Raw genomic sequence first — 24513 nt, 5'->3', positions numbered from 1 at the left:
CGGTGAATCGTTGGGAGACTCGTGAGCGGCCCGCTGAGCACGCTGATCCTCGCTGCGGGTGAGGGCACCCGCATGCGTTCCTCCACTCCTAAGGTGTTGCACCCGATCGCCGGAAGGCCGCTGGTGGAACACGCTGTGCGCGCCGCTGCCGGCCTCGAGCCGCAGCATCTGGTGGTCGTCATCGGGCACGGCCGCGACGCCGTGCGCGCCGAGCTCGAACGGGTCGGGCAGGCGCTCGGCCGCGAGGTCGCCACCGCCGTGCAGGAAGAGCAGAAGGGCACCGGGCACGCCGTTTCGTGCGCGCTGGCCGAGCTGCCGGAAGGACTCACCGGCACCGTCGTCGTCAGCTACGGCGACGTTCCGCTGCTGGACACCGAAACCCTCGAAGCACTGCGCGCCGAGCACGTCAAGACCGGCAACGCGGTCACCGTGCTCACCGCCGAGGTCGCCGACCCGACCGGCTACGGCCGCATCGTCCGTGGCGCCGACGGTTCGGTCAGCGCGATCGTCGAGCACAAGGACGCGACGCCGGAGCAGCGGGCGATCACCGAGATCAACTCCGGGGTTTACGCCTTCGACGCGGCCGTGCTGATCGACGGCCTGTCGCGGCTGTCCACCGACAACGCGCAGGGTGAGCTTTACCTCACCGACGTCCTCGGCATCGCGCGCGAGGACGGCAAGGGCGTCGGCGCGCTGGTGGTCGACGACCCGTGGGTGACCGAGGGCGTGAACGACCGGGTGCAGCTCTCGGTGCTCGGCGCCGAGTACAACCGCCGGATCGTGCGCCGCTGGCAGCGCGAAGGCGTCACGGTCACCGACCCGAACACGACCTGGATCGAGGCGGACGTCACGCTCTCCCGCGACGTGCTGATCGAGCCGAACACCCAGCTCAAGGGCCATTGCTCGGTCGGCGAGGGCTCCGTGGTGGGCCCGGACACCACCCTGACCGACGTGCGGATCGGAGCGGGCGCGTCGGTCGTCCGCGTGCACGGTTCGGGCTCTGAGCTGGGCGACGGCGTGAATGTCGGTCCGTACACGTACCTGCGGCCGGGCACGAAGCTCGGCGCGAAAGGCAAGCTGGGCGCGTTCGTGGAGACGAAGAACGCGCAAATCGGCACCGGAACGAAGGTGCCGCATCTCACGTACGTGGGCGACGCCATCGTCGGCGACCACAGCAACATCGGCTGTTCCAGTGTCTTCGTGAACTACGACGGGGTGAGCAAGCACCAGACCGTTGTCGGTTCGCATGTCCGGCTTGGGGCGGACAACACGCTGGTCGCGCCGGTGCGGATCGGGGACGGCGCTTACAGTGGAGCCGGTGCGGTGATCCGCGACGACGTTCCGCCTGGCTCCTTGGCGCTGTCGGCCGGTCCGCAGCGCACCATCGAAGGCTGGGCGGTCCGGCGCAGGCCGGGTACGCCCGCGGCGGAGGCGGCGGAAGCCGCGCTCGCCGCCCAGCAGCAGGACACCGTTGTGTCCGAGTCAGCAGCAGGAACCGACGGGGAGTCGCCAGCATGAGTCCGAAGTCAGGTACGCCGAAGAAGAATCTGATGCTCTTCTCCGGGCGTGCGCACCACGAGCTCGCGGAAGAGGTCGCCAAGCACCTCAACGTGACGATCACCCCGCAGACCGCGCACACGTTCGCCAACGGCGAGCTGTTCGTGCGGTTCGAGGAGTCGGTGCGCGGTACCGACGCGTTTGTGATCCAGGCGCACACCACGCCCATCAACGAGTACGTGATGGAGCAGCTGATCATGGTGGACGCGCTCAAGCGCGCGAGCGCCAAGCGGATCACCGTGGTCATGCCGTTCTATCCGTACGCCCGCCAGGACAAGAAGCACAAGGGCCGCGAGCCGATCTCGGCGCGGCTCATCGCGGACCTGTTCAAGACCGCGGGCGCGGACCGGATCATGACGGTCGACCTGCACACCGCGCAGATCCAGGGCTTCTTCGACGGCCCGGTCGACCACCTGATGGCGCAGACCGTGCTGGCCGACCACATCAAGGCGACCTACGGCGACGCGGACATCACGGTCGTTTCGCCGGACTCGGGCCGCGTGCGGCTGGCCGAGAAGTGGGCCCAGCAGCTCGGCGACCGGCCGATCGCGTTCATCCACAAGACCCGCGACCCGGACAAGCCGAACCAGGCCGTGGCCAACCGCGTGGTCGGCAAGGTCGAGGGCAAGCTCTGCGTGCTGATCGACGACATGATCGACACCGGCGGCACCATCGTGAAGGCCACCGAGGCCCTGCTCGAGGAGGGCGCGGCGGACGTGGTCATCGCGACCACGCACGGCATCCTCTCCGACCCGGCCACCGAGCGGCTCTCCCAGTGCAAGGCCCGCGAGGTCATCGTGACGAACTCGCTGCCGATCCCGGAGGAGAAGCACTTCCCGGGTCTGACGGTGCTGTCTATCGCCCCGATGCTCGCGGAAGCCATCCAACAGGTCTTCGAGGACGGCTCGGTCACCTCGCTCTTCGACGGCAACGCGTGACACGGACGGCATCAGCCTGACTGACGCAGTCACATCCGGGCTCTTGGCGGAAACGCCAGGGGCCCGGTTTGCTGTCGGGCTCAATCCCGGCGATCCGAGAGCGACGGGCGACGCCGCGGTACGTTCAGGCCAGCCGGGTTGGCCAGCCCAGGAAGTCGCGCTCCGGGCGCGACGCCTCATTTCAGCGGTGCCCACGAGGACCGGACAGTTTATGCCTGTCTTGAGGGCACCAATGATCCAAACACCACCTCCTGTCTAGTTGTGACGCTCGGTTGACACCGTTGTTGTGCGGGCCCTGACTGCCGCGCGGACCGGCCTCGTCCGGCACACCAGCGTGCCGACGGCTCACCCGCGTGGGTGAGGGGAGTGGGTGACGGACGTGGGGTGAGGGGTGCGGGGTGGGCTGGGTGCGGGGTGGGCTGAGTGAGAAGTGTGGGTGAGAGGAATGGGCGACGAACGGGGGTGAGGTGCGCGGGGGCGGGGTGAGTGCGCGGGGTGGGCCGGGTGCGCTGGGTGCAGGCCGCGAGGTGGGGAGCGTGGGATGAAGGGCACGAGGTGGCGAGCGCCGGGTGAAGGGCGCGGGGTGGGCCGGGTGCGCTGGGTGAGAAGCGTGGGTGAGAGGAGTGAGCTGAAAGCCGCAGGGTGACGGGCGCGAGGTGGCGAGCGTGGGAAGAAGGGCGCGGAGTGACGGGCGCAGCCCACCCCGCGCTCCGCCTAGCGACGCTCACCCGCCTCCCTCACGCCACACCGCTCATTTGTCACCCCGCACCCGTCACCCACGCCCTCCATCCACGCTTCTCACCCAACCCACCTCGCGCACCGCAAAGCGGCACTCAGGCGCCTCCCTTACGCCACACCGCTCACCCGCGCCCCACACCCCTCACCCTCACTTCTCGCCCAACCCACCTCACGCACCGTCAAGCGGCACTCACCTGCCTCCCGCACGCCGCACCCCTCACCCGAGCCCATCACCCACTCCCCTCACCCACAGTTCCCACTCAACCCACCTCGCGCACCGCCAAGCAGCACTCACCCGCCTTCCTCACGCCACACCGCTCACCCGAGCCCATCACCCACTCCCCTTCACCCACACTTCCCACCCAACCCACCCCACGCCCCGCCAAGCAGCACTCACCCGCCTCCCTCACGCCAAACCAGCTCACCCACCGTCCTCACGCAGCTCCCATATCCGAAGACAACCACCTCTCCGGCCGCATGTGGATCGCCATGTGCTCGCCCAGCTGTGTCCGCTCGAACTCCACATACCCGGCCACCTTGTCGGCGGGCAGATACCGCGACGCCATCTCCCACGTCAGCTCGGCGCTGCCCGGCCGGGTCCGCACGACCGGGCCCTCCACCGACACGTACCGCACCGTTGGTTCGACCCGTTGCACCATCAGGCTGAACCGTCCCGCCGCCTCGATCGCCTTTGCCTTGCGCGAGTTCGGTTCCGTGATCACCCACAGTTCGCCGCCCGGCGTGTACTGGTACCAGATCGGCACCGTGAGCGGTGCGCGGTCCGGGCGCTCGACCACGGAGAGCGCGCCGATGTGCGGTTCGGCCAGAAACTGTTCCCGTTCTTCCTTCGACAACACCATGCCCCCGAAGCTAACGAGGGGGTACGACAAAAACCGGGTTCCGCCGGCGGCGAAAATCCGTGCGTCACCCGTCCGGGACTGGATAGCGTCACGGCCATGGGGAACTTCGAATTCGGCGTCAGCCTGCGGCTCACGGCCACCGGCACCGAGTGGGGCCGAAAAATGCCGGCGGGCCGAGGAGCTCGGCTACGACCACCTGACCGTGCCCGACCATCTCGGGCCGGGGCGGCTGTCGCCGTTTCCCGCGCTCACGGCCGCCGCCGCGGTGACCGAGCGGGTACGGGTCGGCACGTTGGTGTCCAATGTTCCCTTCTACAACCTGGCGCTCTTCGCACGCGATGTCGCCACTGTCAACAAACTCACCGAAGGCCGCTTGGAACTCGGTCTCGGTTCGGGCCACATGAAGCACGAGTTCGACGACGCCGGGCTGCCGTGGCGCAAAGCCGCCGACCGGATCGCCTACCTCGCCGAGGGTCTCGACGAGTTGCGCACGCGCGTGGAGGACGAAGGCGGCATGCCGAAGCTGTTGATCGCGGGCAACAGCGACGGCGTGCTGAAGCTCGCCGCGGAACAGGCGGACATCGTCGGATTCGCCGGTCTGCGCCAGGATCGCGGCCGCCCGCCGGGCACGTTCGTGCTCGACAACGACGTGGCGATGGACGAGCGGGTCGCGTATTTCCGTTCCCTGGCAGGGGATCGCGAGATCGGCTACAACATGCTGATCCAGCGCGTCGTGGTCACCGACGACCGCCGCCAGGCCGCCGCGGAATGGCACGCCGAGACCGAGGAGCGCAGCGCGGCCAACGTCGACGAACTGCTGCGGGCACCGCAACTGCTCTTCGGCACGGTGGACGAAATGGTGCAGCAACTGATCGCACAGCGCGAACGGTACGGCTTCTCCTACTTCACCGTTTTCGAGGCGATGATGGAGACTTTCGCTCCGGTGGTGGCTGAACTGCGGGGTCGCTAGCCGCCGCCCGCACCTTCGCGACGGCGTCTCCGGCGATGAGCGTGAGCACTCGGCCGAGGAGACCGTCCGGCACCGCTTCGTCGTCGATGTCGGCTTCCACCGCCAACCCATTGCTCAACGCGAGCAGCACGACGGCGAATTCCTCGGCGGGCAACGGAAGTTCGAGGTCCAGTCCCTCGGCGAGCCGGCGCAAAGCCCGCGCGATCGTGTCGCGGACCTCCCGGCGGCGCCGGCGCAACGCGTCGCGCCGCCGGTCGTCCTGGTGCGCCATCGCGAAAAACTCGGCCAGCAGCCGGTGCCACACCGCGTCGGCGCGCATTTCGTACATCAGCACGGCGGCGACGTTCGCCAGTCCCGCCCCGCCGTCGTCCGCTTCGGCGAAACTCGCCAGGCTCGCCTCGAGCCGGTGCGCGGCGTGTTCTTCCATCAACGCCAGCACCAGTTCGTCTTTCGACGCGAAACTCGAGTAAACCGCGCCTTTCGTCAACCCTGCCGCCGCGGCGACCTCGGTCAGTTTCGTCGCGGCGATGCCCTGTTCCCCGAACACGGCGAAGGCCGCGTCGAGGATGCGCCGCCGGGTCTCCGCCCGCGTCGGCCGCGTCCGGCCGGTCATCGGCTTCTCCCTCATCCGGGGGTTGACACTGCCTCAGCCCGCTCAATACCTTCAGGTATCCAATACCCCCGGGTATCCAGTGTCAAGGACTCTGTCAAGGACGACAGGGAAGGACCGCTCCGATGAGGTTGCGCATCGTCCTGGCCGCCGCGGCATTGCTGACCGCCGCGTTCGCCGCCCCCGCAGCAGCCGCCCCGACCGGCGGCGTCAACGATCCGGCATGCCGGCCGAGCGCGGCGCATCCGCGTCCCGTGGTGTTCCTGCACGGACTCGGCGCGACGTCCTATGAGGACTTGAACTATCTCCAGGACCACGTCGCCGCCAAGGGATACTGCACCTTCAGCCGGACCTACGGCGCGTATCCGCGATTCCCGCTCGTCGGCGGGCTTCGCCCGATCGCCGACTCCGCCACGGAAATCAAGCAGTTCGTCGGCGAGGTGCTCAAGGAAACCGGTGCGGCGCAAGTGGATCTGGTCGGCCACTCCGAGGGCGGCTTCCAAACCCTTTACGTCACCAAGACGCAAGGCATCGCCGACCGCATCGGCTCGGTCGTCGCCATCGCGCCGCCCACGCACGGCACCACGTTCGCCAATCTGACCAAGCTGGCGTATCTGCTGGGAGTGCGCGACGAGGTCGGCAAGGCGCTCACCGCGTTCGGCTGCCCGGCGTGCGACAACCTGATCACCGACGGCAGCGCGGTCCAGACGCTCACGAACGGTCCCATCGCACAGCCCGGGGTGCGCTACACCGTGCTCACGTCACGGTTCGACGAACTGGTCACGCCGACCGAAACGTCCTTCGTGCGCGAGCCGGGCGTCACGAACGAGTACGTCCAGGACACCTGCCCGTTCGACCCCGTCGGGCACATCGGCGAAGCCTACGACCTCAACGTCTGGAACCTGGTCACCAACGCGCTCGACCCGGCGCACGCCACGAAATTCGCGTGCACCGCCGGATCTCCTGGCTGACGAACACCCCACAACCCGGTGGTGCCAACGGAAACCGCACCACCGGGTCCGGTGTTCAGTACGCCAGCGTGAACCGGGCGCGCGAGTGCTTCGGCTCCTCGATCTCGTCCAGGAACGCGATCGCCAGGTCCGCGCCGCTGATGTGCGAGCGGCCGTCGGCGTCGCTGACCAGCACGTCGCCGCCGAGCCGGAAGGTGCCGGTGCGCTCGCCGGGAATCCAGGAACCGAACTCGGCCGCCGGGCTGACGTAGAACCAGTCGACGTCGTCCGGCAGCTCGCGCAGCGCCTCCAGGACGAGGACGTGGCTGCCCGCCTCCGCCTTGTACTCCTCCGGGAACTCCGGGGTGTCGATCAAGCGCGGCCCGTCCTCGCTGACTCGCAGCGAACCGGCGCCGCCGACGACCGCGAGCCGGGCGCCGTTCGCGCGGGCCGCCTCGACCAGCGTCGGCAGCGCGTCCACCAGGCGGCGGCCCTCCTCGTCCGCGCGGCCCGGCGTCGCGATCACGAGCACGTCCGCGCCCTTGGCCACCGAAGCGACGAATTCCGCGTCGTGCATCGACCCCGCCCGCGCTTCGACCTCCGACGGCAGCCCCTCGGCCTTGCGCGCGACCCCGGTCACGGAGTGCCCGCGCCGCAGCGCCTCGTCGACGATCCGGCTACCGGCGAATCCCGTCGCGCCGAATACCACCAGCTTGCTCATTTGCCGCTCCTCGAAAGAAAGTCCGTCTCAACGCTCTCGACACAGGCGATGGTAGGGACGGATCTTCGGCTACTTCAACGGAAGCAACGCACCCCGAGGTGAGCGTGCAGGTCAGCCGCCGAGCGCGGCGAACGCGGCGGCCAGCTTCGCCTTCAGCGCGTTCGCGTCGACCGGCGAGCGCACCTCGGCGACCGCCGTCGGCTTCGCCAGCACCTGGTAGCTCGCGGTGCGGTTGGGCAGGGTGAACTTGACCGAGCAGGACATCGTGATGGTCGCGTCCGCGGCGGCGTCGCCCTCCGTCGCGCAGCTTTGCGAGCCGAGCGTGTCCGCGCTGATTTCCACCGAAAGCTTGATGTGCACGCTCGGTTTCGAACCCGGCTGGTTGCCGACGACGCTGTTCGAAACGTCCACAGTGGTCTTGCAGGAACCGACGTAGTCCTGGCAGTCGAGTTTGTCGTTGAGCACCGTGACGCTCGCCTGCGCGAGGCCGTCGAACGGCTGCCCGAGCGCGTCGACCGCGGCGTCGAAATCGGTGTGGAACTGCTTGATCTCGGCCGCGCCCAGCGGCCGGACCCGGAACGCCGCGCCCAGCTTCGGGCCGCCGCGCGGATCGAGCAGCGCCGGCGCGAACCCGGTGACCCGGTGCGGTTCGGCCGTGGTCACCTGCAGCGCGCCGCCGAGGTCGTACACCTCGGTGCCGTCCGGCAGCTTCTGCTTCCGCGGCGCGCCCGAACCGAGGCCGCCGAGCGCCTTGCGCAGTTCGCCGGCGAGCTTCGCCGGGGTCATCCGCGCGGCCGGGTCGACCGGCAGTTCGCTGCCGACGGTGTGCACCCATCCGGAGCCGAACTGGGTGCTGTTCTCCTCGAGGCCGTGCGACTTCCAGTAGTCCGCGTCGGCGGCGAGGTACAGCTGCCCGTTCGGTTCGGTGATCCGCACCGGCTTGCCCTCCAGCGGCAGCGCGCCGAAGCCGTTGCCGTCGCGCGCGACGCGGTAGGTCAGCGTCGCCGGGGTGCCGGCGCCGTCCTTCAGCGTCGCGTCGTACTGCAGTGCCGGCGCCTGCTCCAGCGCCCGCAGCGCGGCGTCGATCGCCGTCTGCTGCTGTGCACGCTGAGTAGCCAGCTGCCGGTCGGCATCGGACAGTCCCGCCGTGCCGGTCACCGCGACCTGGCAGCCCGCGAGAAGCCCGCCAACCAGCACCAGCGCTGTCGCTGTCCATCGAGCCCGCATGTCGGCCGCCCCTCTATCCGCGGAAATCATGCCACCCCCGCCGGAACGGCGAGCGGGACGGGAATTGTGTCGTCACCCACCCGGCCGGGGGAGGCCGCCCCGACCCGGTGCACGCCGGTGCGGACCGGCTGGTTTACACTTCTCGGGTTGTCTCGGCGAGGCGGGTGCGCCGGTAGGTGCCCGGCGTGATCGACGCGGCGGCTCGAGAAGCCCCGTGGTCCGCTCACGCCCGCAATCTCGCCGCCGTGCACAGCCGCCCCAAGCAGAGATCGACGATCCCGCCGCCCCCTGCCGCACGTCGTGTGATTTGAAGGAGTGCTAAACCGTGTCCGAGGTACGTCTTTCCGTCGAACCGCGCACCGAGTTCGGAAAGGGTGCCGCCCGCCGCACCCGTCGCGCCGGCAAAATCCCCGCGGTGCTCTACGGGCACGGCTCGGACCCGCGGCACTTCGCGCTGCCGGCCATCGAGTTCGCCCGCGTCGTGCGCGAGAACGGCACCAACGCCGTCATCACGCTCGACCTGCAGGGCAACATCGAGCTGGCGCTGACCAAGACCATCGTGGTCCATCCGCTCAAGAACTACATCGAGCACGTCGACCTGCTGGTCGTCAAGCGCGGCGAGAAGGTCACCGTCGACGTTCCGGTCGTCGTCTCCGGCACCCCCGCCCCGGGCACCCTGGTCGCCCAGGACATCGACACGATCCAGGTCGAGGTCGAGGCGCTGCACATCCCCGAGCAGTTCGAGGTCTCCGTCGAGGGCATCGAGGCCGGCACCCAGATCAACGCGGGCCAGATCAGCCTGCCGTCGGGCGCCGAGCTGGTCACCGACCCGGAGGCGCTCGTCGTCGCCGTCAACGAGGCCCCGCGCGGCGCCGCTGACGAGGACGCCGAAGCCGAGGAAGCCGCCGCCGAGGCGGCCGAATAAACTCGCTTTCGTGAGTGAAGACCTGCCCGGGGCCGGCGAGCTGATTCTGCTCGCCGGCCTTGGCAATCCCGGGCCCCAGTACGCCGGGAACCGGCACAACGTCGGGTTCATGGTGCTGGACGAACTGGCCGGCCGGATCGGCGGGAAGTTCAAGGCCCACCGCAGCGGGGCCGAGGTGCTCGAGGGCAGGCTGGCCGGGTCCCGCGTGGTGCTGGTGAAGCCGCGGTCGTTCATGAACCTCTCCGGCGGCCCGGTGGTCGGCGCGGCCCGGTTCTTCAAGGTCCCGCCGTCCGGCGTCGTGGTGGTCCACGACGAGCTGGACGTGGACTTCGGCGCGCTGAAGCTCAAGCTCGGCGGCGGCGACAACGGCCACAACGGACTGCGGTCCATCACCAAATCGCTCGGCACGCGCGACTACTACCGCGTGCGGTTCGGCATCGGGCGGCCGCCGGGACGGCAGGATCCGGCGGATTTCGTGCTGAAGGACTTCTCGACGGTCGAGCGCAAGGAGCTCCCGTTCGAGATCGACCGGTGCGCGGACGCCACCGAGGCGCTGATTTCGCGGGGACTGGCCGCGGCGCAGAACGCGTTCCACGCCGCCTGACCCCGCCATGCCGGGTTTCACCCGGATGCGGCCTCAAGGACCGCTTCGGCCCGGGGTGCCTGTGGGTGAGCCGTTGTGGCGGTGCGTGATCGATTTCTCACTCGATGGGTGGCTTATGGGGCCCTGATCGAGTCGTCCGGGCGGGCGCGGGCTTCCCGGGGTGGCTGGGACCAGTTAGGACGGAGTTCAGGAGTTCGCACCACCCCGACCCTGAATCGGAGAATGATCCATGCCGTTTACCGCCGAGGATCTCGCTGAGGTCGCTTTCGGTAACGCCCCGATCGGCCGCCGCGGCTACGCCAAGCAGGAGGTCGACGACTTCGTGCGGCGGATCGCGAAAACGCTCGCCGACGAGGACGATCTCACCGCGGCCGAGGTCCACCACGTGCTGTTCTCCAAGCCGTTGATCGGCAAGCGCGGGTACGACGAGCGCGAGGTCGACGAGTTTCTCGACGAGGTGGAGGCGCAGCTCGCCGAGAGGTCCGGAAGGAGGGCTCCGGTGATTCCGGGGAGCCGGGACCATACCGAGGCCACTGCTGGACGGGCTTCTTGGCCGGTGGTCGCTGAGGCGCCGGTGGAGGGGTTGTCTGGGAGGTGAGGTCCCCGACGGCTCGTGCTTCGCACCTCGCGGGGCGGTGGTTGCGTGGGGCACCCCGAAGCTGAGTGTGACGACGGTCTGGGGGTGCTTGTCAAGGCGGGAAAGATGCCTTGACAAGCACCCCCAGACCGCGTTTTTGGCTTCGTATCGGGGTACGGGGCCGGGGCTGGGTGCCTCGTTGCTCGGGTGCAGCGGCGGCGGTTAGGCGTCTGCGTTTTTCGCGATCTTGTCCGCGTACTGCACTGCGGTCGCTGCCCGCTTGACCTTGCCGGAAGGGGTTTTCGGCAGGCTTCCGGCGGGGAGGACCACGACGGCGAAGGGGCGCATGTCCACTGCGTCTCGGACCCGGGCGGCGATTTCCTTGGCCAGGCGGTTTTCCTCGGCGGCGTCACCGGCCAGTTTGGACTCCACGACCACGGCGAAGCGTTCGCGGCGGCTGCCCGCGTCCAGGCGGACCGCGACGGCGTTGCCTGCCCGGACCCCTTCGACCGAACCGGCGGCGCGTTCGATGTCGGTCGGGTACAGGTTGCGGCCGCCCATGATGATGACGTCCTTGCGGCGGCCGCAGATCACGATCTGGCCGTCGACCAGGTAACCCAGGTCGCCGGTCTTCATCCAGCCGTCCGCGTCCTGGGTATCCAGTGGGCCGTTGACCGTCAGGTAGCCCGGGGTCACCGCCTCGCCGCGCAGGCGGATCTCGCCGACCTGGCGTTCGCCCAGTACCGCACCGGATTCGTCGACGATGTCCGCTTCCAGACCGTCCAGTGGGCGGCCTAGCAGGGCGAACGAGCGGACCGCGTCCGTGCCGCGGCGGGGGTCGTCCTCGGGCACCGGCACCGCGCGGTTGTCGGCTTCCAGGGCGTCCGCTTCGACGACGTCCAGCGTGAGGCCGGTGAACAGCGGCGCGAACGAGACCGCCAGCGTCGCCTCTGCCATGCCGTAGGCGGGGAACACGCACTCGGGCGGCATCTTGAACCGCTTTCCGGCGTCCACGAAGGTCGCGACGGCCGTTTCGTCGATCGGCTCCGCGCCGTTGAGCGCGATGCGCAGCTTCGACAGGTCGTAGGCGTTGTCGTCCTCGACCCGGGCCATGCGCTTGCCGACGATGGCGTACGCGAAGTTCGGCGCGGCCGTCGTGGTGCCGCCGTACTTGCTGATCAGCTCCGGCCAGATCAGCGGGCCGGTCAGGAACTCGACCGGGGTGATCTTGATCAGTTCGACGCCGAACGTCATCGGCACGGTCAGGAAGCCGACCATGCCCATGTCGTGGAAGGTCGGCAGCCACGACACCATCACGTCGGTGTCGAACTCGAACTCGGCGCGGTCGACCATCGCCTTGACGTTGGTGTACAGGTTGCCGTAGGTGATCCGGACGGCCTTCGGTTCCGCGGTGGATCCGCTGGTCAGCTGCAGCAGCGCGGTGTCGCTCTCGGCGGTCTCCACGATCTCGGCCAGCGGCTGCGCGGCCGCGAGTTCCGAGATCAGCCGGTAGCCGATGCCCTTGCCTTCGAGCACCGGGGCGAGCTGGTCGAACGGTTCGCCCAGCACGACCAGTTCGGCCCCGATCATCGCGAGCACCTTCACCGTGTCCTCGGCCCATGCGGCGAGGTCGGTGCGCGGAGTCGGCTGGTGCAGCATCGTCACGCTGCCGCCTGCGAGCCACACCGCCTGCACGGTCGGCGCGATGAGCACCGGCGCCGCGGCCAGCACCGCCACCGCGCTCCCCGGCGCCAATCCGCCGCTGACCAGCCCGCCCGCGATCCGGCGCGCTTCGTCGTGCACCTGCGCCCAGGTCCGGCGCACCGGCTCCTTGGGCTCGCCGGTCACCATGCCGCGCCGTTGCCCCCGGTCCGCCGCGTTCCCGACGAGTGTGTCCACAAACCGACTCATGTGCGTCAGATTACTGTCCGGTTTTTCCGGGCCCGCCCGCGGCGGCGTGAACAGCGGATGTCCGGCGGCAGACAGCGTGCGGACGGGTCACTCAGCGAGTTCGGACGTCTCCAGCCACCGCGCCTCGACGTCGTCCTTCTCCGCCAGCACGGCCTTCAGTTCGGTGTTCAGCTCGATCAGCTTCTCCGGGTCGGTGGCCGCCTCCGCCAGCGCCGCGTGCAGCTTCTCCTCGCGCTTCGCGAGCTGGTCCAGCTTCCGCTCCAACCGGCCCAATTCCTTTTGCGCCGCACGGGTTTCCGCCGCGCTGCGCTTGGCCTCGGTCTTCTCCGCCGGGGGTGCCTCGCGACGCGGCGCGGCTTCCTTCGCGCGGGCGCGGCGCTGCAGGTACTCCTCGATGCCGCCCGGCAGGTGGGTGACCTTGCCGTCGCCGAGGAGCGCGTACGTCGCGTCGCAGACCCGCTCGACCAGGTACCGGTCGTGCGAGACCACCACCATCGTGCCCGGCCAGCCGTCGAGCAGGTCTTCGAGCTGCTGCAGGGTGTCGATGTCCAGGTCGTTCGTCGGCTCGTCCAGCAGGAGCACGTTCGGCTCGGCCATCAGCAGCCGGCACAGCTGCAGCCGGCGGCGTTCGCCGCCGGAGAGGTCGCCGACCGGCGTCCACTGGCGGGCGGCGGGGAAGCCGAGCTTCTCGCCGAGCTGCGACGCGGTCATCTCCTGCTTGCCGAACACGACCCGGCCCGAAACCTGCTCGATCGCTTGCAGCACGCGAAGATCGGCGGGCAGGTCGTCGAGTTCCTGGCGCAGGTGCGCGAGCGCGACCGTCTTGCCCTGCACGCGCCGCCCGGTCGACGATTCGACGTCGCCGCCCAGCAGCTTCAGCAGCGTGGTTTTGCCGGAGCCGTTCACGCCGACCAGACCGATCCGGTCGCCCGGGCCGATCCGCCACGTCACGTGGTCGAGCAACGTCCGGTCGCCGACGGACAGCGAAACGTCTTCCAGCTCCAGCACCGTTTTGCCGAGCCGGCGTTTCGCGAACGCCATCAGTTCCACGGAATCGCGCGGCGGCGGCACGTCCGCGATCAGCGCCTCGGCGGCCTCGACGCGGTAGCGCGGCTTCGAGGAACGCGCCTGCGGGCCGCGGCGCAGCCACGCCAATTCCTTGCGCGCCAGGTTCTGCCGCTTCTCCTCCGCGGTCGCGGCGAGGCGGGCCCGTTCGGCACGCGCGAAAATCCAGTCGGCGTAACCGCCTTCGTACTGTTCGACCCGGCCGTTCGCGACCTCCCAGGTGAGGCTCGCGACGGTGTCGAGGAACCACCGGTCGTGCGTCACGACCACGACCGCGACCCGGCGGCCCAGCAGGTGGTCGGCGAGCCAGCGGACGCCTTCGACGTCAAGGTGGTTAGTGGGCTCGTCCAGCACCACCAGGTCCAGTTCGCCGGTCAGCGCGGCGGCCAGCGCGACGCGCCGGCGTTCGCCGCCGGACAGGTTCGCGGTCGGGGTGTCGAGGCCGATCGCGGTGATGCCCAGACCGTCCACAATAGACCGGACGCGTGCGTCGGCGGCCCATTCGTGCTCGGCTCCATAGCGCTGCAGCACGACGTCGCCGACCGTGCTTCCGGCCGGCAGTTCGGTGCGCTGGGTGACGACGGCCATCCGCAGCCCGCGCACCTGGCTCACCCGGCCGGAATCCGGCTCGCTCAGTCCGGAAAGGACTTCGAGCAGCGTCGTCTTGCCGCCGCCGTTGAGCCCGACGACGCCGATCCGCTGCCCCTGCGCGACCCCGAGGGAAACGTTGTCCAGCAACGGCTTCACGCCGTAGGACTTGCTCACCGATTCCAGGTTGACCAGGTTGGCCATCCGGATCCTTTCCACTGTGGACTATTGATTCAGGCGTGCACGCGCGGCGGCGCGTTGCGCGGGGCGTCGTCGCCGCCCACCACGCGCGCGCCGGGCACCGGGCCGTGCGCGACCCGCACCGTCCGGCACACTCCGGCTCCGGAGAGTTCGGCGGCCACCTCGACCGCGGTTTCCGCGTCGGAGCACAGGAACGCGCAGGTCGGCCCGGAGCCGGACACGCATCCGGCCAGCGCGCCCGCGTTCACCCCGGCACGCAGCGTGCGGCGCAGGCCGGGCCGCAGCGACACCGCGGCCGCCTGCAAGTCATTCCCGAGCAAGAGGGCGAGCTGGCGAGGATCTCCCGACGCGAGCGCCTCCACGACCGGCGTGTGCGACCCGATCCGCGGCGGCTTGCCGTCGGCGCGCAGCCGGTCGAGTTCGCCGAACACCTTGGGCGTGGACAGGCCTTCCTCGTCGAAGGCCAGCACCCAGTGGAACGTGTGCCGCGCGAGCACCGGCACGAGCTGCTCGCCGCGGCCGGTGCCGAGTGCGGTGCCGCCATACAGCGCGAACGGCACGTCGCTGCCCAAGCGGCCGGCGATGGCGGCCAGCTCGTCGCGCGTGACGTCGAGCTTCCACAGCGACGAGAGCCCGACCAGCGCCGCCGCCGCGTCCGCGCTTCCGCCCGCCATGCCGCCGGCGACCGGAATGCCCTTGCGCAGCACGATTCGCACCTTCGGCTCATCCGCGTCCGGCCGTCCGGCGTAGGCGGCCAGCTCCCGGGCCGCGCGCCAGGCGAGGTTGGCGCCGTCGGTGGGCACCGTGCGCTCCCCCTCGCCGTACACCTCGAGCCCGGGCTCGTCGGCGGCCGCGACGGTCACCTCGTCGGTGAGCGAAAGCGCCTGGAAGACGGTGACCAGCTCGTGGAATCCGTCCGCCCGCAGGTCTCCGACGGCCAGGTGCAGGTTGACCTTGGCCGGGACCCGGACGGTGACTGGTGGTGGAACTACGGCGAGCACCCGTCCAGCCTACGTGGCTGGCCCGCGCCAGGTCCCGCCAGGAGAAAACGTCGGCACGGAAGTTCCCCCGGTCGTCGCCGCGGAGTGGCCGGACGAGCTAATTTGGAACTACTTTGTAACTATGCGCGCGCCCGAGGTGAACCTGTCCGAGCTGTCCCTGCACCCGCGCCGGGTGGTGGAGCGGCTCGAGGCCGCGCCGAGCCGTTCGGTGCGGATTCGCCGACGGGAGAAGGACAAACCCGATCTGCTGCTCGTCACCGCCGAGCGCGCGGAACAGGCGGTGGCCGGGTTTTCGGCGACCGTCACGCTCCTCGTGAAGCTGATGCGGCGCAGCGCCGAGACGGCCGCGCTCGCCGCCGAGGCGCTGCCCGCCGCGTTCCCGTGGGCGCGGTACCTGTCGACGGAAGAGCTGCACGCGTTCGCCGGCGAATTGGTCGAGACCTTGGAACGAGCCGAATCCCTCGGCAGCCCGGTGCCGTTCGCCACTCTCGTGGCGAAGTGGAAGCAGACCGCCGAGGCACGCGCGGATCCGGAACTCGCGGCGATCTTGCGCCGGAACGACCACAGTGGACAGTATTCAGGACAGCTGTCCTGAAACTTTGCCCGTGTGTCCTGATTCCTCGGGCGGCGCGTCCCGCGGAGACGGCGAGGGCCGCCCCATCTGGATGGGGCGGCCCTCGAAAAACGGTTCGGCGTAAGGGAAATCAGGCGGCGACGACGCTCTGCGGCCCGCGAGCCGGCTGGATCACGTGCGCGCCCCGGTCGGAGATCCAGGACAGTGCGGCGTCGGCCCGCTCGCCGCGGACGCCGAGGCGGAACCGGGCGATCGGGGTGTCCCCGACGCGGGTGAGGCCGCCGCCGATGGTGGCCAGCTCCACGTCGAAGCGGCTGGCCGCCTCGGGCAGCAGCGCGCCCACCGACGCGAACCCGATCAGCACGACGTCGACCGCGCGGTCGTACTTCGCGGCCTGGGCGCGCGAGGTCTCGATCGACGGCAGCACCGCCTGCGCCGTCCAGCTGTCCGGCGTCGAAATCAGGTCGAGCACCGTGCCGCGCTCGACGACCACGCCGTTGTCGAGCACCGCGACGTCGTCGCAGACCCGGCGGACGACGTCGGCGTCCGGGGTGGTGACGACGACCGTCACGCCCAGTTCGGCGCGCGCCCGGTCGAGCACGGCGAGCACCGCGCCGGCGTCCTCGGCCGCGATCCCCGCGGTCGGGTCGTCGGCGAGCAGCACGGCGGGCCCGGCGGCGAGCGCCTTGGCGACCGCGACCCGGCGGAGCTGGCCGTCGGTGAGTTCTTCCGGCTTCTGCGCGGCGCGGGCGGTGAGGCCGACCAGGTCGAGCAGCGAGCCGACCCGGCTGCGCCGCTGCGGTCCGTCGACGCCGAGCTGCTCCAGCGGGCTGGCGATGTTGCCGGCGATGGTGCGCTCGGCGATCAGCTCCGGCTTGGTCCCGACGACGCCCAGCTGGCGGCGGATCTCCCGCAGCCGCTTGCCGTCGAGGGTCGCGGTGTTGAGGCCGTCGAGCCGCACGACGCCGCGGTCGGGACGCTCCTGCAGCGCGATGCAGCGGGCGAGGGTCGACTTGCCGGAACCGGACGGACCCACGACCCCCAACAGCGAGCCGGCTTGCACGTCGACGCTCACGTCGCGCAGCGCGGCGACCCGGTTTCCGTGGAAGGGAAAGGATTTGGACACGTTTTCGACAGTGATCACGAAAGGGCTCCAGGCAAACGAGGCGCGGCGGGAGTTTCCGGGCGCGCCAGGCGTCATCGAATTACCGTCCACAGTGGACGGCGCGAGAAAGTGCGGAAAAAACGATCAGGCGATGACCATGGAGCGTCGACACGCACATACCGAGCGGCGACCTTCGTCGACTACGCGCCGGCGGGTCAGCAGGAGCGGGCGGGTGACCCTCTTCATCGAAAACAGCCTCCATCGGTCCTGGCGGTAGCACCTGCCCTGCGGAGGGTGGTTGCTGCGACTTCGGCGAGCCAGGTCTCTCAGTCGCTCGGGATGGACGCTTTCGAGTAAAGCCGATCCCATTGGCTGAACGCAAGCGCGTTGGTGCAGATCACACGTCTGGTGGTGCCCGCATCCCGGGACCCGGCGTCCAGGACCCGGAAACCCGGAACCTCGGTCGCCGAACAGTGCCTCGACCTGCGAAACCCGGGCGGCGGGCCACGGCGGCGAACTAGTTCGTTCCACTGTGGACGATCAGAGAGCTTTGTGGAACAAGAGTTTTCTCGTTGTCAAGTGGTCGCTTGACGCGGGGCGCGCGGCAGGGCTGCCCGCGGCCGAAGCGGGGTCGAGATAGGTCAGGGAAGCGAAGCACCTTCGGGCGGCACCGCTGAACAATCGGGGTGCGGAGCACTCAAGCTCCCCCGAATGCCGAGGGGGTGGCGAGGCGCTCGGCACAGGTGGAGGGCGGTTTCCGCGGGCCGCGCGCGATCACCGAGAGTAGCTGTCTGTCCATGAAAGCCCCACACTCAGCGACGACGCAAGATCATCGGACAACACAGTGAAACCAGTGGCTCGCATCCGGAATACCTGCCGCGAGGCCGCCGTTAGAGGTCACAACGCACGGGGAGTTCCGCGACTGGGGAGGTGCTCGCGTTGCCTTGCTGCCACTGGTATCGCTTCTTGGACGCGAAGTAGGCCACTGGAATCCCGACCAGGACTCAGGCGAAGGAGAACCCCGCGACGTACGGGCCGCCGACGAGCTGGGCCTTGCGGCCGAACCTAGCCCGCCGTCGCGGACGGGGTCCCGGTCAATGACCGGCAGCCGCGATCCGCGCGAACGCGTGCACGTCCAGCTGTTCCCCGCGTGTCTTCGGGTCGATTCCCGCCTCGGCGAGCAGCTCGCCGGCCCGCTCGGCGGAACCGGCCCATCCGGCCAGCGCCGCCCGCAAAGTCTTGCGCCGCTGCGAGAACGCGGCGTCGACCACCGCGAAGAGGCGGGCGCGATCCACTCCGGCTACCGGGTCGGTCCGGGTGAACGAGACCAATGCGGAATCGACGTTCGGCACCGGCCAGAACACCGCGCGCGGCACCGCGGCGACCTTCCGCGCCGGGCCGTACCAAGCGAGTTTCACGCTCGGCACGCCATAGGTGCGGCTGCCCGGCCCCGCGGCCATCCGGTCGGCGACCTCGGTCTGGACCATCACGAGCCCGCTGCGCAGCGACGGCAGCTCGGCCAGCAGGTGCAGCACCACCGGCACCGCGACGTTGTACGGCAGGTTCGCCACGATCGACACCGGCTCAGCCGGGAGGTCGGCGGCCCGCACCCGCAGCGCGTCGGCTCCGACGACCGTCAGCCGGTCCGCTGCCTCCGGGGCGCGCTCGGCGACCGTGCGCGGCAGGCGGGCGGCCAGCACCGGATCGATCTCCACCGCGACGACCTGAGCGCCCGCGGCGAGCAGGCCCAGCGTCAGCGACCCGAGCCCGGGTCCGACTTCCAGCACGACGTCCCCCGGCCGCACGCCGCCGAGTTCGACGATGCGGCGGACCGTGTTGGGATCGTGCACGAAGTTCTGCCCGAGCTTCTTCGTGGGCCGCACATCGAGTTCGTCGGCCAGCCCGCGGATTTCGGCAGGCCCCAGCAGTTCCACCACCGGACGAGCCTACCCAGCGGCGACGCGGCGGACGAAAACAGGCGGCCGGGAGCGCGAGGCTCCCGGCCGCCTGCCGGAAAATCAGAGCGTGCTCAGGCCTTGTAGCCGCAGCCCCAGGCGCTGTAGCCGCCGCGCGCGTCGCGCACCCGCTCGGCGATCGCGATCTGCTGCTCCCGGGTGGCCTTGTCCGCGGTCGGGGCGTACTGCCCGCCGCCGTAGGCGTTCCAGGTCTGGCGGTCGAACTGGAGGCCGCCGTAGTAGCCGTTGCCGGTGTTGATGGACCAGTTGCCGCCCGATTCGCACTGCGCGATGCGGTCCCACACGCCGGTGTCGCCGATCGCCGGCGTCGGCGGCTTCTTGGTGCCGACCTTGATGATCTTGGCCTTGGCCTCGACGAGGACCTTCTCCGAGACCTGCTCGCGAGCGATCTCCTCGCCGTTTTTCTTCGTGACCTTGTAGGTCACCAGCTTCTTGCCCGGCGTGCCCGGGTCCTCGACGCTCTGCTGGCCCTGCAGCTGCGTCGGGTCGTCGACCTTCTGCACCTCGGGGTCGATGGTCTCTTCCTGGTTGACCATCGACACGCCCATGCGGCTGACGTGGACCTCGGCGCCGTTCTTGAGGCTGACGTCGAGGCCGCCCTCGATCGCGTCGTCCGGGCCCAGGTTCAGCTTCAGGTCGGAGACGAGCTCCTTGGTGGTCACCGCGTTGGTGCTCACCTGGCGGGGCGCGTTGGTGCCGTCGAAAAGCGTGATGTGCTTCAGGGTCTTGACCTGGACGGTCGAGCCCTCCAGCGGCAGTTCGCCGGACGACGGCATCGACGTCCACGCGCCCTGGGAAAGCATGCTGCCCATGCCGAGCTGGTTCATGGCCTCGCCGAGCGTGGTCGCGCGGACCCAGGAGGGCCGGGACACGCCGTCCACGACGAGGTTCAGCTGACGGCCGCGCTCGAGCTTGATGACGCCGCCGTCGCCGACCGCCGCCTGCGGCGAGGGCGAAAGCGCGTCGTGCTCGCCGACCGACAGGCCCGCGTCCTCGAGCACCTCGCCGACGGTGCCGCCGAAGCTGTGCACGGTCTGCTGGTGGCCGTCGACGTCGACGGTGATGCTCTTGTTCATCGCGAGCGCCGCCGCGCCGCCACCGCCGACGGTGACCAGCAGCGAGAGCACGGCGCCCTTGAGGAAGCGGCGCTTCCAGGTCTTGGTCGCCTCGCGCAGCCCTTCCTCGACCGCGGCCTTCTTGGCCTGCGGGGAGGCGGTGCGGTCCTGCTCGACCTCGTCCGGGAGGACGAGCGGCGGAAGCATCGTGGTTTCCGCGTTGATGAGCCGGATCAGCTCGTCCACGTCAACGTCGATTTCCGACATCAGCGCGTCGGCGTCCGGGCCGAGCGCGGCGAGCACGTCCTGCTCGGTCACGCGGAGTTCGTCGGAGAAGTCAAGCTGCCCGTAGGCGGTGTCCTCGAGCTCGCGGTCGAGCACGGCCACCGAAGATTCGGAGGAGGAGAAGTACGCCGTACCCGCGTCAAGACGCGAGTCATCCTGCCGACTACCAGTCACCGGGTCGTTCCCTTTCCCAAGACACCGCGCGTCGTGCGCGCGTCGTCCTTCGTTCGCGACGCGCCCTCGGGCGCGCCTCTCAAGTCCGACACCCCCAGCCAGCGCCATCGTCACGGTTCCGAGTCGTACCAACCCCGGTTCCGCTTCCCCGACGTGCACTGACGTGACTGGTGGGCGTATCAGCCGGCTTCGCTGCGCGATACCGACCGGCACGATCACGGGACAGTAACGGGTGTTGGCAGGTTGCGCAAACACCCCCCGGAGTGTCGTGACTTGCGTCACTCATCAGGTGGACGAATGCGGGGTCTCGAATGTCGCAATCCGTGCAACCCGTTGTGACACTACGGAATCACGCAGGCAGCCGATATGCGCGTTCGGCAGTGGTCCGGACCGCTTCGGCCACCTCGTGGACGGCTTCGCCGCGAAGCTGAGCGAGGAACCGAACGGTATAAGCAGTGCAAAACGGCTCGTTCGGCCGCCCCCGGTAGGGATGAGGCGTCAGAAACGGTGCGTCAGTCTCCGCGAGAAACTGCCCGCGCGGCACGATCCGCGCGGCCTCGTGCAGCCCGCGCGCGTTCTTAAAGGTGACAGTGCCCGCGAAGGACAGGATGTAGCCCTTGTCGATACAGCGGCGCGCGATGTGCTCGTCGCCGGAGAAGCAGTGGAAGACGACCGTCTCGGGCGCACCTTCCTCGTCGAGGATGCGAAGCACGTCCTCGTGCGCGTCGCGATCGTGAATCATCAGCGCCTTGCCCAGCCGCTTCGCAAGATCGATGTGCCAGCGAAACGCGGCTTGCTGCGCATCGTGCGGCGAGTAGTCCCAGTAGTAATCGAGCCCGGTCTCGCCCACCGCGACGACCCGCTCCCCCCGCGCCAGACGCTCCACTTCGGACTGTTCGGCAACCCCGAATTCCTTGGTACGAGTAGGATGAATCGCCACCGCGGCGAACACCCGCGAGTCCCAAGTGGACGCCTCCGCAGCCCACCGAGCAGCAGCGAGATCATCCGCGACAGTGACCACCCGAGCAACCCCAGCCCGCTCGGCACGATCAACCATCTCGGCAACGTCGGCGGCAGTCTCCGCACCACACGCGTCGAGATGAGTGTGCGCGTCAACCACCGTCACCGGCAGCCGATCAGGAATCGGGGGAAGTTCGCGCTTCTCGTCACCCATAACCCCAAAGCTACTGCGCCCCCAGAACCGCAGCCGACGCACCCAACCAGCGAGGCACCCACACCTCCCCCGCCCCCGATACAAAGCCAAAAACACGGCGCGGGGGTGCTTGTCAAGGCATCTTTCCCGCCTTGACAAGCACCCCCGCGCCGTAGTCACACTAAAAAATCGGGGTCCCCGCCTCCACACCGAGGCGCAATGTCGCCGCCAGGCGACGAGCCGCCCCCGAGACCTCAATCAGTAACGATAGGAGCCCACTCCGGCCCAGTCTCCCCCAACTTCGGATCCAGCTTCGCGAACAACGGAGTCGGCTTCTCCAACGGCCGCCCAACCTCAACCGGCTTCGACTCCCACTTGGCCTGCTCACTGGCATAGTCCCCGGTGAGGATGGGGTTGATCCGATCCGGCAGGTCAAGATCCTCAACCTCCCGAAGCTCAGGCTGCGCAGCCCAAACCCCGGTCCCGCCAAGCGCCTCGTGCACCTTCTGCGCCGAATGCGGCAGGAACGGCGTCAGCAACGTATTGGCGTCACTGACCACCTGCAACGCCGTGTGCAACACCGCATCCCGCCGATCCGGATCGTCCTTGAGCTTCCACGGCTCCTGATCCGACAGATACCGGTTGGCCGCGGTAACCACCCGCATCGCCTCAGCCGCCGCCAGCTTGAACCGCGACCGAGCCAGATGCCCCCCGGCAGTCTCGAACGCCTGCCGGGACAACGCCTTCAACTCCTCATCCGCGGGCGCAGGCGCGGTAGGAGCCGGAATCGCCCCATTGTTCTTGTGCGCCATGGAAATCGACCGGTTGACGAGGTTCCCCCACTCGTTGGCCAGCTCGAAGTTGGTCCGCCGCACGAACTCGTCCCACGTGAAGTCCGTGTCCTGCGTTTCCGGCCCGGCCACCGAGATGAAGTACCGCAACGCGTCCGGCCCGAACTCCCGCAGGAAGTCGTGCACGTAAATGACGGTCCCCCGGGACGTGGAGAACTTCGACCCGCTCATGGTGAGGAACTCGCTGGACACGATCTCGTCCGGCAGGTGCAGCTTGCCGTACTTGCCCGGCTCGCCGCCGCGGTCTCCCGCCCCGTTCTGGCCGAGCAGCAGCGCGGGCCAGATCTGGGCGTGGAAGGTGATGTTGTCCTTGCCCATGAAGTAGTAGGCGCGTGCGTCCGGGTTGGTCCACCACTCCTGCCAGGCGTCCGGGGTCCCGTTGCGCCGGGCCCACTCGACGCTCGCCGAGAAGTAGCCGATGACCGCGTCGAACCAGACGTAGAACCGCTTGAGCGGCTGGTCGCGCCAGCCGTCCAGGGGGATCTTGACGCCCCAGTCCAGGTCGCGGGTGATCGGCCGCGGCCGCATGTCGTCGATCAGGTTCTTGGTGAAGTTGAGGACGTTCGGGCGCCAGTCGGTCTTGGTGCCCAGCCAGTCGCCGAGGGTCTGGGTGAACGCGGGCAGGTCGAGGAAGTAGTGCTCGGTCTCGACGAACTTCGGCGTCTCGCCGTTGATCCGCGACTTCGGGTTGATCAGCTCGGCCGCGTCGAGCTGGTTGCCGCAGTTGTCGCACTGGTCGCCGCGCGCGCCGTCGTAGCCGCAGATCGGGCAGGTGCCCTCGATGTAGCGGTCGGGAAGCGTGCGGCCGGTGGACGGGCTGATCGCGCCGCGGGTGGTCTTCGGGACCACGTAGCCGTTGCGGTTGAGCGCGAGGAAGATCTCCTGCGTCACCGCGGCGTGGTTGCCGGTGGTGGTGCGGGTGAACAGGTCGTAGGAAAGGCCGAGGCCGCGCAGGTCCTCGTCGATCTGGCGGGTGTACTTGTCCGCGGTCTGCTGCGGGGTCATCCCCTCTTTGTCCGCCTGGACGGTGATCGGCGTGCCGTGCTCGTCGGTCCCGGACACCATGAGCACCCGGTTGCCGGCCATTCGCTGGTAGCGGGAGAAGACGTCGGACGGGACGCCGAATCCGGACACGTGGCCGATGTGGCGGGGGCCGTTGGCGTAGGGCCAGGCCACCGCAGTCAACACAGGGGTGCTCATACCTGTTTAGCCTACGGATGCGCTCCAGGGCGTTTTCCGGACGGTCGGGGAAGGGAGAGCCGGTGTCGGCGACGCGTCTGCTGGTGCTCGGGGTCGTGCGGATGTTCGGCCGCGCGCACGGCTACCAGGTGCGCCGCGAGCTGCTGTCGTGGTCGGCGGACAAGTGGGCGAACGTCCAGCCCGGTTCGATCTACCACGCGCTCAAGAAAATGGCCGCCGAGGACCTGCTGGAGAAGGTCGACGTCGAACCGGGCGACGGGGGTCCGGACCGGATCGCCTACCGGCTTTCGCCCGCGGGCGAGCAGGAGTTCCAGGTCCTGCTCTCGAAGGGGCTGTCCGACCCGGGCGCGAGCAACGCGGAGCTGTGCGCGGCGATCAGCCTGATGCCCGCGCTGCCCCGCAGGCACGTGATCAGCCTGCTCCGGCAGAACCTCATCCACTTCGAGGCGGAAGAGCGCCGGTCCCGGCTGGGCCTCGAGGACGACACCTGGAACAAGCCGCCGCACGTGTCCGAACTGTTCCGGCTGTGGGGCGGGATCGCCAGCGCCAGCCGGGAATGGCTCAACGGGTTGATCGGCAGGCTCGAAGCGGGCGAGTACGTCATGGCCGACGATCCGGACTCGGCGTTCGGCCCGTCAGCCGAGTAATCAAATTTGACTAACCCGGCGTCCTCGGGCACAGTGTGCGCGTCAACTAG

20 protein-coding genes, 1 pseudogene and 1 riboswitch are annotated in these 24513 nt (G+C 69.3%); of the genes and pseudogenes, 9 read left to right on the top strand and 12 right to left on the bottom strand.

Annotation, left to right across the window (positions count from 1 at the left end; genetic code table 11):
* Nucleotides 1–21 precede the first annotated feature (21 nt).
* Nucleotides 22–1518 (top strand): bifunctional UDP-N-acetylglucosamine diphosphorylase/glucosamine-1-phosphate N-acetyltransferase GlmU, encoded by a 1497-nt coding sequence (glmU, locus tag F9C11_RS12250; protein ID WP_409184980.1) that lies wholly within the window; start codon nt 22–24, stop codon nt 1516–1518.
* A complete protein-coding gene (locus F9C11_RS12245) occupies nt 1515–2495 on the top strand; it encodes a ribose-phosphate diphosphokinase (protein ID WP_409184979.1) in 981 nt (326 codons plus the stop codon). Before glmU ends, F9C11_RS12245 begins: the two co-directional genes overlap by 4 nt.
* Before the next feature lie 1172 nt (nt 2496–3667).
* Here F9C11_RS12245 and F9C11_RS12240 read toward each other — a convergent pair.
* Nucleotides 3668–4093 carry a pyridoxamine 5'-phosphate oxidase family protein gene (locus F9C11_RS12240; RefSeq protein WP_409184978.1) on the bottom strand — a complete coding sequence of 142 codons (426 nt, stop codon included), beginning with the start codon at nt 4091–4093 and terminating at the stop codon, nt 3668–3670.
* A gap of 96 nt (nt 4094–4189) precedes the next feature.
* Here F9C11_RS12240 and F9C11_RS12235 point away from each other — a divergent pair.
* A pseudogene (locus F9C11_RS12235) lies at nt 4190–5063 on the top strand (TIGR03621 family F420-dependent LLM class oxidoreductase).
* Here F9C11_RS12235 and F9C11_RS12230 read toward each other — a convergent pair.
* Nucleotides 4999–5676 (bottom strand): TetR/AcrR family transcriptional regulator, encoded by a 678-nt coding sequence (locus F9C11_RS12230; RefSeq protein WP_409184977.1) that lies wholly within the window; start codon nt 5674–5676, stop codon nt 4999–5001. The pseudogene F9C11_RS12235 and the gene F9C11_RS12230 overlap by 65 nt on opposite strands.
* A 122-nt stretch (nt 5677–5798) precedes the next feature.
* On the opposite strand from F9C11_RS12230, the gene F9C11_RS12225 reads away from it, so the two are divergent.
* Nucleotides 5799–6644, top strand: coding sequence for an esterase/lipase family protein (locus tag F9C11_RS12225; RefSeq protein ID WP_409184976.1), 846 nt, complete (start codon nt 5799–5801; stop codon nt 6642–6644).
* A 55-nt stretch (nt 6645–6699) separates the two neighbouring features.
* On the opposite strand, the gene F9C11_RS12220 is transcribed toward F9C11_RS12225, so the two are convergent.
* Complete coding sequence (locus F9C11_RS12220) at nt 6700–7344, bottom strand: NAD(P)-dependent oxidoreductase (RefSeq protein WP_409184975.1); 645 nt, start codon at nt 7342–7344, stop codon at nt 6700–6702.
* A 111-nt stretch (nt 7345–7455) separates the two neighbouring features.
* A complete protein-coding gene (locus tag F9C11_RS12215) occupies nt 7456–8571 on the bottom strand; it encodes a hypothetical protein (RefSeq protein WP_409184974.1) in 1116 nt (371 codons plus the stop codon).
* Between the two features lie 325 nt (nt 8572–8896).
* Here F9C11_RS12215 and F9C11_RS12210 point away from each other — a divergent pair, with 325 nt between their 5' ends.
* The 3 genes from F9C11_RS12210 to F9C11_RS12200 all read left to right on the top strand — a co-directional run bounded on the left by F9C11_RS12210 (nt 8897) and on the right by F9C11_RS12200 (nt 10698).
* Nucleotides 8897–9496 carry a 50S ribosomal protein L25/general stress protein Ctc gene (locus F9C11_RS12210; protein ID WP_409184973.1) on the top strand — a complete coding sequence of 200 codons (600 nt, stop codon included), beginning with the start codon at nt 8897–8899 and terminating at the stop codon, nt 9494–9496.
* Between the two features lie 10 nt (nt 9497–9506).
* Nucleotides 9507–10100, top strand: coding sequence for an aminoacyl-tRNA hydrolase (pth, locus tag F9C11_RS12205; protein WP_409184972.1), 594 nt, complete (start codon nt 9507–9509; stop codon nt 10098–10100).
* Between the two features lie 229 nt (nt 10101–10329).
* Complete coding sequence (locus F9C11_RS12200; protein ID WP_409184971.1) at nt 10330–10698, top strand: DivIVA domain-containing protein; 369 nt, start codon at nt 10330–10332, stop codon at nt 10696–10698.
* Between the two features lie 201 nt (nt 10699–10899).
* Here F9C11_RS12200 and F9C11_RS12195 read toward each other — a convergent pair whose 3' ends face one another.
* The 3 genes from F9C11_RS12195 to F9C11_RS12185 all read right to left on the bottom strand — a co-directional run bounded on the left by F9C11_RS12195 (nt 10900) and on the right by F9C11_RS12185 (nt 15443).
* Nucleotides 10900–12588 carry a fatty acyl-AMP ligase gene (locus tag F9C11_RS12195; protein WP_409184970.1) on the bottom strand — a complete coding sequence of 563 codons (1689 nt, stop codon included), beginning with the start codon at nt 12586–12588 and terminating at the stop codon, nt 10900–10902.
* Nucleotides 12589–12675: 87 nt separating this feature from the next.
* The gene (locus F9C11_RS12190; RefSeq protein ID WP_409184969.1) at nt 12676–14445 is read right to left on the bottom strand and encodes an ABC-F family ATP-binding cassette domain-containing protein; all 1770 of its coding nucleotides are present in this window, start codon (nt 14443–14445) and stop codon (nt 12676–12678) included.
* 29 nt (nt 14446–14474) lie between these two features.
* Nucleotides 14475–15443 (bottom strand): 4-(cytidine 5'-diphospho)-2-C-methyl-D-erythritol kinase, encoded by a 969-nt coding sequence (locus F9C11_RS12185; RefSeq protein ID WP_409184968.1) that lies wholly within the window; start codon nt 15441–15443, stop codon nt 14475–14477.
* Between the two features lie 121 nt (nt 15444–15564).
* Here F9C11_RS12185 and F9C11_RS12180 point away from each other — a divergent pair, with 121 nt between their 5' ends.
* Complete coding sequence (locus F9C11_RS12180) at nt 15565–16038, top strand: hypothetical protein (RefSeq protein ID WP_409184967.1); 474 nt, start codon at nt 15565–15567, stop codon at nt 16036–16038.
* Nucleotides 16039–16147: 109 nt separating this feature from the next.
* On the opposite strand, the gene F9C11_RS12175 is transcribed toward F9C11_RS12180, so the two are convergent.
* The 5 genes from F9C11_RS12175 to metG all read right to left on the bottom strand — a co-directional run bounded on the left by F9C11_RS12175 (nt 16148) and on the right by metG (nt 23816).
* Nucleotides 16148–17161 carry a methionine ABC transporter ATP-binding protein gene (locus F9C11_RS12175; protein ID WP_409184966.1) on the bottom strand — a complete coding sequence of 338 codons (1014 nt, stop codon included), beginning with the start codon at nt 17159–17161 and terminating at the stop codon, nt 16148–16150.
* A 216-nt stretch (nt 17162–17377) separates the two neighbouring features.
* A riboswitch (SAM riboswitch) is annotated at nt 17378–17468 on the bottom strand.
* Nucleotides 17469–18216: 748 nt separating this feature from the next.
* Nucleotides 18217–19059: a 16S rRNA (adenine(1518)-N(6)/adenine(1519)-N(6))-dimethyltransferase RsmA gene (gene rsmA / locus F9C11_RS12170; protein WP_409184965.1), complete on the bottom strand. Its 843-nt coding sequence runs from the start codon at nt 19057–19059 to the stop codon at nt 18217–18219.
* Nucleotides 19060–19151: 92 nt separating this feature from the next.
* Nucleotides 19152–20612, bottom strand: coding sequence for a transglycosylase family protein (locus F9C11_RS12165; RefSeq protein ID WP_409184964.1), 1461 nt, complete (start codon nt 20610–20612; stop codon nt 19152–19154).
* Nucleotides 20613–20961: 349 nt separating this feature from the next.
* On the bottom strand, nt 20962–21786 hold the full coding sequence (locus F9C11_RS12160; RefSeq protein ID WP_409184963.1) for a TatD family hydrolase: 825 nt from the start codon (nt 21784–21786) through the stop codon (nt 20962–20964).
* A 233-nt stretch (nt 21787–22019) separates the two neighbouring features.
* Nucleotides 22020–23816 carry a methionine--tRNA ligase gene (gene metG, locus F9C11_RS12155; protein WP_409184962.1) on the bottom strand — a complete coding sequence of 599 codons (1797 nt, stop codon included), beginning with the start codon at nt 23814–23816 and terminating at the stop codon, nt 22020–22022.
* A gap of 62 nt (nt 23817–23878) precedes the next feature.
* Here metG and F9C11_RS12150 point away from each other — a divergent pair, with 62 nt between their 5' ends.
* Nucleotides 23879–24463: a PadR family transcriptional regulator gene (locus F9C11_RS12150; protein WP_409184961.1), complete on the top strand. Its 585-nt coding sequence runs from the start codon at nt 23879–23881 to the stop codon at nt 24461–24463.
* Nucleotides 24464–24513: the final 50 nt, after the last annotated feature.

Origin of the sequence: Amycolatopsis sp. VS8301801F10 (assembly GCF_046195355.1) — a bacterium.
Taxonomy (GTDB): domain Bacteria; phylum Actinomycetota; class Actinomycetes; order Mycobacteriales; family Pseudonocardiaceae; genus Amycolatopsis.
The sequence above is the reverse complement of the archived record's forward strand: the minus strand, read 5'-3'. Positions and strand labels throughout refer to the sequence as shown.